The organism is Xanthocytophaga flava (assembly GCF_030068545.1).
Lineage (GTDB): Bacteria > Bacteroidota > Bacteroidia > Cytophagales > 172606-1 > Xanthocytophaga > Xanthocytophaga flava.
In genome coordinates, this window is sequence record NZ_JASJOR010000019.1 from 74,370 (window position 1) to 87,890 (window position 13,521).

Annotated in this window: 12 protein-coding genes; all 12 read right to left on the reverse strand. The window is 40.9% G+C overall.

Annotated features, from left to right (window positions below; translation table 11 throughout):
- Positions 1-5 precede the first annotated feature (5 nt).
- Entirely contained in the window at positions 6-1,253 is a 1,248-nt protein-coding gene (locus QNI15_RS24650; protein WP_314034211.1) for a tetratricopeptide repeat protein, read from the reverse strand.
- 52 nt (positions 1,254-1,305) lie between these two features.
- Positions 1,306-2,367 (reverse strand): hypothetical protein, encoded by a 1,062-nt coding sequence (locus QNI15_RS24655; protein ID WP_314034214.1) that lies wholly within the window; start codon positions 2,365-2,367, stop codon positions 1,306-1,308.
- Positions 2,368-2,426: 59 nt separating this feature from the next.
- On the reverse strand, positions 2,427-3,188 hold the full coding sequence (locus QNI15_RS24660) for a hypothetical protein (RefSeq protein ID WP_314034216.1): 762 nt from the start codon (positions 3,186-3,188) through the stop codon (positions 2,427-2,429).
- 46 nt (positions 3,189-3,234) lie between these two features.
- Positions 3,235-3,954, reverse strand: coding sequence for a hypothetical protein (locus QNI15_RS24665; RefSeq protein WP_314034218.1), 720 nt, complete (start codon positions 3,952-3,954; stop codon positions 3,235-3,237).
- Between the two features lie 27 nt (positions 3,955-3,981).
- Positions 3,982-6,081: a leucine-rich repeat domain-containing protein gene (locus tag QNI15_RS24670; protein ID WP_314034220.1), complete on the reverse strand. Its 2,100-nt coding sequence runs from the start codon at positions 6,079-6,081 to the stop codon at positions 3,982-3,984.
- A 489-nt stretch (positions 6,082-6,570) separates the two neighbouring features.
- Positions 6,571-7,638, reverse strand: a complete 1,068-nt coding sequence (locus QNI15_RS24675; RefSeq protein ID WP_314034222.1) for a hypothetical protein — start codon at positions 7,636-7,638, stop codon at positions 6,571-6,573.
- A gap of 54 nt (positions 7,639-7,692) precedes the next feature.
- The gene (locus tag QNI15_RS24680; RefSeq protein WP_314034224.1) at positions 7,693-8,754 is read right to left on the reverse strand and encodes a hypothetical protein; all 1,062 of its coding nucleotides are present in this window, start codon (positions 8,752-8,754) and stop codon (positions 7,693-7,695) included.
- Positions 8,755-9,509: 755 nt separating this feature from the next.
- Complete coding sequence (locus QNI15_RS24685) at positions 9,510-10,097, reverse strand: hypothetical protein (RefSeq protein ID WP_313994497.1); 588 nt, start codon at positions 10,095-10,097, stop codon at positions 9,510-9,512.
- A 42-nt stretch (positions 10,098-10,139) separates the two neighbouring features.
- On the reverse strand, positions 10,140-10,745 hold the full coding sequence (locus tag QNI15_RS24690; RefSeq protein WP_313994494.1) for a HEAT repeat domain-containing protein: 606 nt from the start codon (positions 10,743-10,745) through the stop codon (positions 10,140-10,142).
- A 126-nt stretch (positions 10,746-10,871) separates the two neighbouring features.
- Positions 10,872-11,549, reverse strand: coding sequence for a hypothetical protein (locus tag QNI15_RS24695; RefSeq protein ID WP_313994491.1), 678 nt, complete (start codon positions 11,547-11,549; stop codon positions 10,872-10,874).
- A gap of 21 nt (positions 11,550-11,570) precedes the next feature.
- On the reverse strand, positions 11,571-12,095 hold the full coding sequence (locus QNI15_RS24700; protein WP_314034226.1) for a hypothetical protein: 525 nt from the start codon (positions 12,093-12,095) through the stop codon (positions 11,571-11,573).
- Positions 12,096-12,102: 7 nt separating this feature from the next.
- The gene (locus QNI15_RS24705; RefSeq protein ID WP_314034228.1) at positions 12,103-13,272 is read right to left on the reverse strand and encodes a leucine-rich repeat domain-containing protein; all 1,170 of its coding nucleotides are present in this window, start codon (positions 13,270-13,272) and stop codon (positions 12,103-12,105) included.
- Positions 13,273-13,521: the final 249 nt, after the last annotated feature.

The following is a 13,521-nucleotide window of genomic DNA, read 5'->3' on the forward strand; positions in this document are numbered from 1 at the left end:
AGGTTTTAGAAATTGAATAACTGCTGATATCTTTTGTGAGTATGTAATGGTGCGTACAAGGTATTATTCCGGATTTCTTCCTGTAAGGCAGGATCCTTTTGTAGTGCTTTTTCCAGCCAGTCAATAGCAGTGTCGTACTGGCCTGCATCTGTATACGTTTCGGCCAGTGATTGCATGACCAGGGTATCTTCCGGATCAATTTGGTGGGCGTTGTGCAAATCCTGTAAAGACTCACTAAAACGACCCAGGCTACGATACAAATACCCCCGATTATTTAAGGCTGTCGTATTTTCCGGTTCCAGTCTCAATGCCTCTGCCAGATCTTCCAGTGCCTTTTCGGGCTGCCCCAAATCTTCTTTTAAACTGGCACGTGCCACCAGACAATCTACATTCTCCGGCTTGATAAAGAGCGAGAGATCATAGTCATCCATAGCCTCTTCCCATTCTCCCATATCCTGTAAAAGCATAGCCCGGTTGTAAAGAATTTCAGCGTTATTGGATGAGAGATTCAATGCCTGGTTATAATAATCCAGTGCTTCTTCCAACCTACCTTCTTCTGCTTTTTGAATCGCCAGATTGTTCAAGTCTTCTGCTTTCATCTGGATTCTTTCAAAAACTGTTTCAAAAGGCTCAGCGTCTGGAATAAGGGAGGCAGTCACAATCTGTGATTGTGGTTTGTCAAGCATAACCTCCTGTTTATAATCTATTCCAGCCTCACTGGTATAATCGCCCGTATTTTTTTCATGAGGCTCAAGCAGGCGATAGACTCGCAGAAAGGTAAGTGCTTCTTTGCTAAAACGGAGGCCGGCGTGCCACTCCCAACCTGTAGACGTATCACTACTCATATACCGGGCTACAATCTTAAACGCCTGATCGACTTGGATGACATAATAGGAATAAAAGTAGGAGATTCCTTTCTTACGGTTTGTACCTGTATAAAAACGATACACCAAGCCCAGTGAATCGTGCTGATATACCCGTACCAGAAAAAGCCTGCGGGGTGCATTGATCTGTATCTGAGATTTAATGTCTTCAAATCCAGGTGTTCCGGGTTGTTTAAAACGCAGTATGCCTGAAGCTACATTGCCCGAAAAATAGTGGCTGTCCAGATCTTTTACTTTCTGTTTGAATCCTTCGGCATCCAGGTCTTCCTGAATCTGTGCAAGTGTTAGCTGGTATTCTGCTTCCAGAAAGGCATTCATAAACCGAATGGCATCTTCATCTTGAGACAAAACACTATTTTCAACAAACATAGTATGTATTTGTTTAAGCTAGTTAGAATTTAGAGAATAGATATACAGTTGATTACTTGAGCTTTACCAGAACAACCCAACGTTCCCACTCTTCGGACTGTTTTTTCAGACTTACTTTTTCCTTCAGGTGTTGTACCCGATCTAAATAGTGCGATTGCAGTTCCTGGTCGTAGCGAATGTATTTTCGGGCAAGATCAGACAGGTTGAATGATTCCGATTCAAAAACAGATTGCCAGATCGATACACAGCTTTCTACTTTTTTGTGAGGCTGGTAGTTCCATGCAGCAGAATAACTCAGCATCACATGCGCCTCCAGCAAATCCAGAAATAGCTGAAAGGGTTTCCAGTTGTGTATAACATCGGAGGTATTCTCCATGAGGACCAACAAATCTGCAAAGAGTTCCGAAAAAGAAACAGAGAGCAACCGCATCGCAGTTAGTGTCCATTGGATAGTACCTGTGCCACTTCCTGCCGCTTCCCAATGATTGTCCCAGAGAATCCTTTTAAACAGGGGTTTGTCTTCGTACAAAGCAATACCCAGTATGATTCCGGCATTACAGTCGGTAGAGGCGGTGGTATTTCCAAGCTGATACAGCGCATCTTTTAATGAAGAATTATCCGTACGGCAAGCCAGCATAGGCACAAACTCGCTAAACAGATTCTTTCCCATACACTTGCTGATTTCCTGTTCAATAGTTTCTTTGTAGGGTGTCAGATCCTCAAAACACATGAGTCCCAAACAAGCCTGTTGCACTTCCCAATGCAGATCTGAATTAGTGATGTAATGCATCAGCACAGGCTTTGCGGGTTCATACTGCATGGCACCCAAACATTGCAGCACCTCAGTCGCTACCTCTGCTTTGAGTTGCAGGCCATCCAGACACACATCGGCTATACGCTTTGCTATGGAGGCATTTCCAAGTGTGGCAATGGGTACAAGTACGCTTTCCCGATTATAGGCAAAAGGCTTTTCCAGAAAGAAGGTGACCAATGTGTCTGCATCTGAAGCGTCTCCATAGGTTCCAATCACATCACAATAAAATTCGATGTGACGGTAATCGTGGCGAGCAGGCGTCTGAAGCTGTTGGATAAGTTCCTGAGTGATGGCAAGCATAGGATTTTGAGCGTGTACCCAGACAGGTCTTTCACCAATCAACCTGTCTGTCAAGTTAGTTAGTTGTTGTTAAAGGGAAAACTATGCTTTAGGTCTTCAATCAGGGCAGCCAGAGGTGCTGTTTGGAGATTGAAGGACTTTCCGTCTCCCACTGCTTCCTCTGCCACTATTAGATCTTCCAGCAAATCGTCCAGGGTGCAATCTCCTGATTTTATGAGGTCCATTCGCATGGTAGTGAGCACAATACCTGTTGGATGACGAAGTATCTGATACCGATGGAATACCGACCACACCAGTCCATAAAAAGCACGGTTGATTTCTTCGTCCTCTGAAAACTGATACGTAAGATTATGCGGCTGTACTACATTTGCTACCAGGATATTGGCAATTTCCGCATCCGTTTTACCCGACTGCCGGGTACCTGCAACTGCCCATTCATAGCTTTGCTTGTTGGCATCAGTCGTTTGCTGTTGTTCTTTGTTCCGTTTGTCGATGGTATAGTTTACAATAGCATAAAATTCATCTTCAGAAAAGCCTGCCTGTAGTGCAAATCCCAATAAGGCGGTCTCTTCCCGTTCATTCAGTTCACCACTTTCCAGGCAGACCAGTATCATCGAAAACAACTCATTGCCAGCTTCTTCTTTGGTATCAGGGATCACAAATGATAGATTTCTGATGTTCTGCACATAATAGCTGTACTCTTCATCAGTAATCCCCAGAGAATATGAAAACTGGTCAACCACATCTTTTTCGGTGGGTGTAATTACACCATCGGCTGCTATAATTAAAAGTAGATTTTGAAAGGATTCGGTACGTTTCATAGATTTTGCAGGAATTGATACGTAAAATAATATTTGGTATGTTGAATCAGTCAGCCAACAAGGCGGCCACATAAAATCGTTTATATTTTTCAGCAGGGAGCTCTATCCGCATTCGTTCCCGATAAAGTATCAGGGTTAAAACCGCATTACAATCTGGTTCAAAACAAGGATATCGGTAAGGCTCAAAATCAAGTGTATCAGTTTGTTTATACTCATGCACCCAGTAATCAGCTAGTTGTAAAACAGCTTTTTGAGTGGCTGATACAGATTGACTACGGATCGCCTTATACAATTCCAACCAGTAGGGACTATCATACAGGTTGCTTTCTTCAATAGAAACAGGTTTCCCTGTCATCAAGGCATAGATGACACGATCGGCAGTTTGCAAACTAGGAATATCATCCGGCCAGTGTTCATACAGCGTTTGGTCAAATATGCCTGCCAATGCAAAATAGATCACTGCTTCTACTGGCTGTTCTGGCAATAAACTTCCCTCTTTGGGTTGAGCCGCCAGAGCCCCCATACAGGCAAACCACTCTCTGCAACGAGAAGCAGAGGCGCCCGCAGCACATTCCAGCGAAACGAGTTGCAGCAGGCTGTCCAGCCGATGGATGGATACTTCTTTCCGAAAAGCAGCAGCTAGTTCGCGATAAAAATATTTTCCTTTTTTTACCCGCTGGCAAGTCAATACAGGCTGTGTCTGTAGCAACATATCTATCTGATTGTTAATCTCGTTGATAGTGGGTAATGGATAGGATTTGGGCATACAAAAACGGATGGGTTTGTGTTTCAATCATTCTGCCTCCAGGATCTCAATCACAGCAAAGGCTTCCTGTCCATAAAGGTTCCAGCCAAAGAGAAACTGATAGTTTTTAACAACCGTATCAATCCCAGGAAAATATTCATCGCTAAAATCCTCGTGAGTTATAAACCAGGTTACGCGTTCTATGGAAGCAGTATCCTGAAAAGCCCAAATCCAGGGTCTAAGCTGCATTCGCTGCAAAAACGAAATAATCAAAGGCGTTTGAAAAGCTTTTTGTCGTTGAGGAAGTTCAAATACTATTTGCTCTGCTGTTAGTTTTTCTTCTGGAAGAGCTGATTCTTTAGCTATTTTCTCAATCAGTGATGTTATGGTATCAGCCATACATGTGATATGGATTTCATCGTCTTCCTTATTGTAAATCACAAAAGCAAACTGACGGCCTGTCACACCCTCTTTTTCAAGTTCACTGGCAATCTTCATAATTGCATCAATCTGCGCTACCAACTGGGTTTCATACCATTCATCCTTATCCTCTTTTTTAATCTCAAAAACCCCAAAAGCATACTCATGGTTAGGAGGAGCCGCTTCCCATCCAAAAAGAAAATTAGCCCATGGAGCCAAATCAAAGCATTGATTTAAATATACAAGAGAACTATTATCATTTAGGGTTTCAAAGCTCATAGAATCCTTCATAACATCAATGAAAGAACACACCTTATGTTCACCCAAAAACATCTTTTGTTTCTCGGGTAGCGTCCACCAATTTGACGGTATTGATGAATCACTAGATTCTGCTTCCCTTGCTGCGTTCAATAATGGAAGCAGAACATCGGACTCTGCCTTTATATAAATTTCATCTACCATGTACTCAAACCCAACAAAATACCGGTCTAACCGAGGTTCTTCTCCAATCTGGTTCAAAATATCCTGTATTTGCTCAACCTGAACTGACAAGACTCTCTCGCTTTCAGACATCCATTCATCAAGCAAAATAAGTCCCGGACAATCAGTTAATAGTGCATAAATTTTCTCCCTAAAGTCTCTGTCATATTCTTTCACAAATGCACGATACAACTCTGTTCGCTTCAGATTAGGTAACACTTTCAAATTGGGTACTGACTCCAGTGAATTATCTGACAACTTCAATTCTTCAAGTTGAGTCAAACTTTCTATTGAGTTCGGAACTTCTCGCAAGCCTGTTTTTTGCAGATTTAGTATTTGAAGCTGATTCAATGCATTGATGGCAAAGGGTAAAGTCTGAATCTGTGGGTTTTCTGACAGATCCAACTTTTCCAGTTTGTGCAAACTCAGAATACCTAACGGAAAACCTTCCAGTTCACAATTCTGTAAATCTAAATACTTCAACTCACTGAAAGTATCGAACTGGCGTTGCGTAGGAAGAGAAACCAGCTTGTTTTCTCTCAAATCCAGATAGTGAAGCGAATCCAGCGAAAGTAGTGGTTGAGGAAACTGGGTCAAACCACACTTTGCCAAAGTCAGTTCCTGTAAACCAGCAAACAAGCTCAGCTTTTCTACTTGGTCAGCAGATAAAGGGCATTTAAGCAAATGAAGAGATTTCAGCTGATTGAGCTCCAGAATAGCATCCACCGTTGCTGTTGGTTGGCTACTCATATCCAGATAGGTCAACCGGGTAAGTAATTTAACCTGAACAGGCAGAAAACCTGAATCAATCTGCAAATATTCCAGACTGTTCATCTGAGCCAGTGATTCGCAGATCTGAGCAGGGATATGCAGATCTTCTTCCCATTGCCATTGATGGATGTGCAGCTTTTTTACCTGTTTGAGATAGACTATTTCAACTGGTAAAGGACCACGAAGTATCTCGATATGCTGTAAGCTTTTCATTTGTGAAAGCACCTGCATATTGTGTGCTGTAAGCAGGTGCATGGTACCTCTATCAAATTTTATTTTCTGCACAGTACTCAACTGCCCCAGCCAGTCGGGCAGGAAAGAAGATTGAATGTTGTTCAGAATCAGTGTATGTACCTGAGGGAGTGTCTGGATCTGTTCAGGAATGGTCTGGCTTATTTTGATCACGCCGACCAACTCGGGTTGCTCAAATGCATTTTCAGGATTGTAGATTTTCTCAGAATGGTTTTCTGTTTTCATAGAAGCGAATTGAAAAAATGACTATTAGTGAGGTAGTTTGTTGTTGGAACAAACTCATGTCAAAAGTAGGCTTGGTAAAAGAAAACACCGAAAAAGCACCGTATACAAAGTATATACAAGGCATTGTTTTTTTATAGCAATAAAAGGATGGAACTGATAATGAGGATATAAGTATCAAGGTTGTTAGTTGAGAATAGCCGTCTCTGTAGAAGATATTTATGCAGAAATAAAGCCACTCAGAAGAAGGGCTCAGGTATAGGTAGAATTAGACGTCTTGAAGACTAAAGCTGTATTTAGTATCGCTTTCATCATTGTCTACATGGTAAGAAAGCGCCAACTGGTGGCGCCTCCATTTGTAAATATTTTGTGTTATTTTACACAGATGCCATACATGTATGCATCGGTCATTCCTTCAGTAAGGACAATCATACCCTACTACTGTTTTTCAATGTGTTTTTTGCATTAGAATTTTTCTCAGACTTGTTTATCTTACTTTACAACAAAGATGCCTAGTGCCTCAGAATCAAACTTGCTACCATTGGTAGAGAGATCTGTTACTACCCCATTTTTCCATAACTTTGCACTTCTATAAGAGCCGGAGCTTCCATTTCCGGAGTAATCTACATTGATAAATCCTGTCACATAAATATCTCCATCTATTGCAAAAATGGATTTGGCAGCAGAAAAGATAGTTCCATCGGTAAGCTCCGTAGCAACTCCATTTTTCCAAATGACGCCTCTCCCTTTCCTTTGTTTATACATGAATCCAGCAGCATATACATCCCCTCCGGAAACATGAATATCTTCTAGCTCAATACCTTCTGTATTTGTTGCAATTACACCAGCCACACCGTTTTTCCATACCACCACTTCCAAATCAGCTCCTTCTTTTTGTCTAAGCCCAAGAGCATACACATCTGCACCTGCAATAGTAATATCATCGATACCAGTGTAGGTACTACCTTCAACAGGGCCAATACGTGAGGCAACACCATTTTTCCAGATTGTGGCAACACCTTCTGAATTTACATACTCTATGCCGCCTATGTACACATCTGAACCCGAGACCGCCAGACCATTGAAGTATATTTGACCTGATTTTTGCTCAATGATGCTAATTTTTCCATTTTTCCAAAAAGTGGCATATTTCTTATAATTAGAATCAGAAACATATCCGATAGCGTAAACATCCTTACCAACAACAACAATCCGAGTGGCTAAGCCTCCTATGAAAGAACTTGTTAACTCCAGTTGAGTTGCATTTCCATTTTTCCAAATGGTAGGTTGTGATTTTGTCAAACTACCCACAGAACCTGCCACATAAACATCCTGGCCACTGACAAAGACGTCCTCAGCTGAAGCATAGTCAGCAGGGGAGGAAAGGTTAGAAGCCACACCATCTTTCCACAATTTAGCCTGTCCGTGATATTGATCATCGAGATTCTCATAGCCCACCACATATACTCCCGGTGCAGCAGGTGCCGGACTGTCATCTTTGCTACAAGCTGTAAATAGGAAAACTGTAAAAATGAGGGTTAATAAGATTATATTTTTCATGATTGTTTTTCGATTGTGTTTTTTGCATTAGAATTTTTCTCAGACTTGTTTATCTCACTTTACAACGAAGATGCTTAGTACTTCAGAATTATATGTACTATTGGTGAGATTAGTCAAGACACCATTTTTCCATACTTTGGCACTTCTATAAATACGACCAGATCCATTCTCCAAATAATACTGGCTGATAAATCCGCCTACATAAACATCGTCTCCCACAACACATACAGAACTTGCAGAAGAATGAGTAGAAGGATCAGTAAGCTCTGTAGCAACTCCATTTTTCCAAACTACACCGCTACCGTGTTTCCCATCATCCACGAATCCTGCCACATAAACATCTGTTCCTGAAACATAGATATCATTAAGATCCAGTTGCTGAGTACCTGTAGCCAACACACCTGTTACGACTCCATTTTTCCAAACCACAGCCTCCGAACCACTTCCACCCTGAGTCCTCACACCCACCACATACACATCTGCACCTGCAATAGTAATATCATGAATGCCAGTGTAGGTACTACCTTCAACAGGGCCAATACGTGAGGCAACACCATTTTTCCAGATTGTGGCAACACCTTTTGAGTTCACATACTCTGTTCCACCTACGTATACATCTGAACCCGAGACCGCCAACCCTTCAAAATATATGTTTGTTTTTTCCTGCATCAGACTCACCTCTCCATTTTTCCAAAGCGTAGCATGTTGACCATAGTTAGCATCATAAATAAATCCGATAGCGTAAACATCCTTACCAGAAGTAACAATATGAGTGGCCGATCCTCCAATACCTGTATTAGTTACACCTAGTTTAGCTGATTTTCCATTTTTCCAAATAGTGGGCTGCAAGGGGGATGGACTACCTACAGAACCTACCACGTAAACATCCTGACCACTGACAAATACATCGTTAGCTGTACCATAGTCAGCGGTGGAAGTAAGATTAGAAACTACGCCATCTTTCCAGAATTTGGCCTGAGAGTGATATTCATCATCGAGATTTTCATACCCTACTACATACACTCCTGGCGCAGCAGGTACCGGACTGTCATCGTCATTGCAGGCTGTAAATAGAAATACAATAAAAGTGAGGGCTACTAAAAAAATGTTTCTCATAACTGTTTTTAAAGTTTTAAAAGTGTAATGATTGTCACCTGATATTCTGACTTCATAAAGTGACTGCATCACATCGGAATGACATTGTGCAGGTACATCAGATAAGGTAACAGACTGGCATCAAAAGTAGGATTGACAGAGGGAAACACCGAAAAAGCACCGTATACAAAGCATATACAAGAGATTACTTTTTTTAAGGAACAAAAGGATGTGACTGACAATCAGGACAAAAGTAACATGTGTGTTCTGGGCAAATTTTAGGGTTAGCTATACCCCCAGAAATAAAAACATGAGTCATCCCGAATATTGGATGAGAGTAAAACCCAAATCTATTCCTTTTATAAGTGTGGGCTTGGGTTCTTTTTTGAGAATTAATCTATTGTCATTTGTTTATTGTCACTTACAACACTCTTCTTGTAGCTCCTTCATTTTTTGCTTGCCAAAAAACAGGGCACCAAACGAGAGTTTGGTGAGCCAGATTTGTGTGTGTGCAAAAAAGGGCACCTTTTCCCGATCCTCCAACCCGCAAGGCCAAAGGCCAACCTCGCGGGAAAAGGATTGCCAACGCACCTACACTGTCATTCGCGATTGAAGTTGTCTTTGCTCTCTTTGTAACGTTTGTTCTTACTTTCTCAATGCCATTTTTACTCAAAATTCGGGAGGTCGCATGTTAGGTATAAATTGAATCTTTCCTCACTAACTCTTGTGCATACATATCCATGCTTAAAACCAAGGAAGCGTATACGAGTCAGCTATTATTGCTGTAATCTATGAACAGTTGCAGGCATCCCGCTTTCTGGAGAGAACATCTGCCCTGTAAAAGGCAGATACAAAGACATAGGCATAGGTGATAAGGTAGAAATATCCCAACTTCCTCCAAGAGGTATAGCGGGAGTTGGAGAAAGCACTACATCTAAAACCGATCTTCCAGATAACGTAAACCAGGATCGAAAAAAAGAACGCTTTAATATATCCCCTTGTACATCTGTCTGAGCTAAATCATTGATAAAATCAGTTATGGAGAAATCTGATTCTATAATTTCTCCATAGTGTGTATCAATAAGCCACAGATCATTGCCACTTGTGCAGAATAAGAAACCAAAACAAGTGCTTCCAAATAAATAGGTGGACGGAGGTAACCAATGTTCCCAACCTCCTAAATCAGAAACCTGTTCTCGCTGCGAAGCGATTGAGACCAGGCCATTTGAAAAACAACCACTTCCTATTGTTGTAACAAATTCCAGAAGTTCGACAGAATGACTCAACTTTAAAGAAGCCAGATCTACACCTGTGCCAGATAAAGGAGTGCCAAATACCTGAGCGAATGGTTCAAAATCGATCATATTTCTTTCTGAGGGTTGTATAAGCCCTTTCAACATCTATAATTAGAATCCCAAACCTATGCCTGTCTCATAAGTTTGTAACAATGCTTGAGCTACATCTCTGACTTCACTATCAGAATCAGACATGGCATATTGGGTAACCAACTCTTGTATTTGAGGCCAGGCAATGTAACTCATACTCCAGACAGCGGCCAGTCGTACTTCGTTGTCACTCTCATTGACGAGTGTCTCAAATATCGCATAGATATCCGGATCAAATGTGGAGGAGGCACTTACGCCAATCTGATAGATGGATTTGATTTTCTCATTCTGCGTTTGTGCCTGTGACCACAAATGCAGAATCTCTTCTTTTGTAAAAATACGTTGCTGAAAAAGTGAACGAACTTCTGGGGCAATTTCCAACACATTTTCACCACGTACCAAGAGATAATCCATATTTACAATAAAGTCCTGGATATAGGACACCAATGTCTTGCCCTCATCATCTGCAGCCCATACAATCTCGTATGGCTGTTTTTCAGTACGTTGTATTTCATCCCAGATAAACCAATCATATTCGTCACGCTGAAAAGTGTTTATAACATCTTTTCTGGTGGCATTCTTGATAAGCATGATTTCATACTTATCAGTAGATTTTAACAGACCCATTTTCTGATGTGTTTATTATTTGAAAATTTAACGCTTTACAACATTCTACATCGTGAAAAAAGACAGAGAGGGATGAGATATTTATATCTGTTTATTCCTCTTTGTTTTAGTATGTACCAGGAGTAATCATAGTTCTCCCCATACATTTGCCCGTTGATCAAAGGATGTTATTCCACCACAAGACTCGCAGATTTTTTCTACCATTGTGGCATATGGAAAGTCGGTTTGAAAGAAAGATTCTGCAAACACACCCAAATCTATCTGCAACTGAAAGAAATCCCTTCCAATATCGACATAGTAAAATTCAGGTTCTGAGACAGCTAAAACCTGCCTTATGCTTTTAATTGTCTCAGATTGAAGAATTGAATCATGTGCATTGTCCCGATCCTGAAAACTTCTAAAATCAGAAATAATGATACAGTTTATTTCTTGTTCAGGAAGAAGAAAATCAAATGAATAAGCATATGTTTCAAAGTATTCATCATCAAACAACCGTTGTCCTGTCAACTCTTCCAAAATCATAATTGCGATTCGCCAATTGTAAAGCCAACGTTCCTGCCAATGTTTATTTGTCTCTTTGTCTGCATGATAGTTTGATCGATAAGGAAGTATAGACCAGCTACTTGCCTTATAAGTCAGTCCAATATCTGCTAATAATGCATCAAAAAAGGAAGCAGGCCCATTGGGTATTTTGTCAAAGCCCAGTGGTGTAACATTGACAGTGACTATAGTTTTATCAGTTGAATTTCTCCCTACACACGGATGCCATACAATATAGGTTGGATCAAGCTCACGATCATTCATCCAATTTCCAGATTTAGCTGATTACTTTCTAGTTGATTGAGAAACAATAGCCACAAAAGAGATAAATATTTTGGCAAAGGCCGGAGTATCCTTTAGTGAATCACTCAGGTCCCAGTGAGAACCATCTGAAAACGTACGATGCACAGACAAGTTCCCTTTGGAACCGCTCCCAGTCCAGTCAGAGCCATCCTGAAACGTTCGCTGAATGGTGTAATCGTCATAGTCACCCGACAGTGACCAGGATGCACCATCTGAAACAGTTTTCTTTAACAGATACACGCCCTCTGGTGTACGCATGCGCCATTCGGAACCATCCTGAAAAATACGTTCAATCAGGTATTCTTCATTGTACCACTTTACCCGCCATTGTGAATTGTCAGAAAAAACTCTCTTGATGGAAATATCTCCATTGGAAGTGGCAAGTGCCCATTCGCTATTATCACTGAATACTCGTTTCAGCGAGGTGAATGTTTCGCTTTGGGCACACGAAAGTATTGTGTGACAGAGGAATAGTAATCCGGTTATCAGGTATTTGGGGGCTGTCATCCTATTTTCAGCGTTTTGTGGTAGAAGCCGTGTTATCCAGTAGATTCAAAAACTCACTTAGTTTTCCCTGGCTTTCGTATTCTCCTTCAAAGTCAATAGAATATACCACAGGATCAGCCTCCCTCTCATTCATATCAAAGACCAGATAATGCTGATGCAATGCGGTATCTGTCCAGCTTCCAAACATCAGCAGATAGGTAGTCTCATTAAATACCTCCAGATGATTGGCTTGGGTAGCTGAAATATCTACATTCCATTCTTGCTTATTTTGTTCGGAAATTCCATCTGATTCAGATGCCAGCATATTTTTTAAACCAACCTCATTCCATTGCAATGATAAGCCGCTCACATTCCAATCAAATTCCCATAAAAACTGAACAATAGCAGAAGGAACCTGATATTCTACTTCCTTTGAAGTGATAAAATGCTCTTTTGATTTTTTACTGAGATGCGGAATCGCTAATCGTTCCAACTGCTCAATTACGGTTGCGGACAAACTTACTTCAGAGGTAGAGAAATCTTCAAAAACATAGTCGGTTTCAAAGTCAGATCGTTCCTGCCTGAGTTTTTGTAACCGACTGCCAATACTTTTGAGATGATTGTCTTTTCCTGTAACCAGCAACGTTTGTAAATGAGGCAGTTCAAAGACCTTATCTGGTAATGTATGCAGACGATTATTGCGCAGACTAAGTTTTCGCAGTTTAGTCAGGTTGGCTATGTCATCAGCGATAGCGCTAATCCCACACCCCTCAGCGATAAATACTTCCAGATTGGCCAGATTACCAAAAGAAGGCTCTATTCTCCATTCATTTTCTGATATATCGAGTTCCTGTAAATTGGTCAAGGCATATATCTTATCCTTTTCTTCCAGAATATCCTCTTTCATCTTTCGGCAACTAAGTTTTCGGAGAGTTGGAATCTTTTTAAGCTGAGTAAGTAAATAGATACTACACTGATTGATGCTAAGCCGCTGCAAGGAAGGCAGGTATTCAATTTCATCTGGAAGGGAATACAATGTAGGGTTGTTGTCCAGAATCAGTTCTTCCAGATTGCTGAACATAATGATTTCCAGATCCAGATTGGTAATTTTCTGGTCTTTCAGATCCAGTATTTTTACTTCTTCCGGATTTTTGAGTCCTTCAGCAATAGAAGTAACCCGTAATTTACTTTCTGACATTGGAATGTTGAGCTTAAAATTGAAGCATTTGTTTATCAGGCAACTGACATTTTAACTTCTCTCGGATCTTTATCTATGATCCTCTTATGCTAATTGATGTCCTGTTTTTATTCAACAATTGTTATAAAAGTGACCTTGTTACAGTTGATCTTGTCCTGTTCTATGACCGGAATTCTGGTCATACAGAAGAAATATCCGAGTTCCGGTCAAAATGGTCATTAAGGGTCGAATGAAGAGGAAAACATTCGA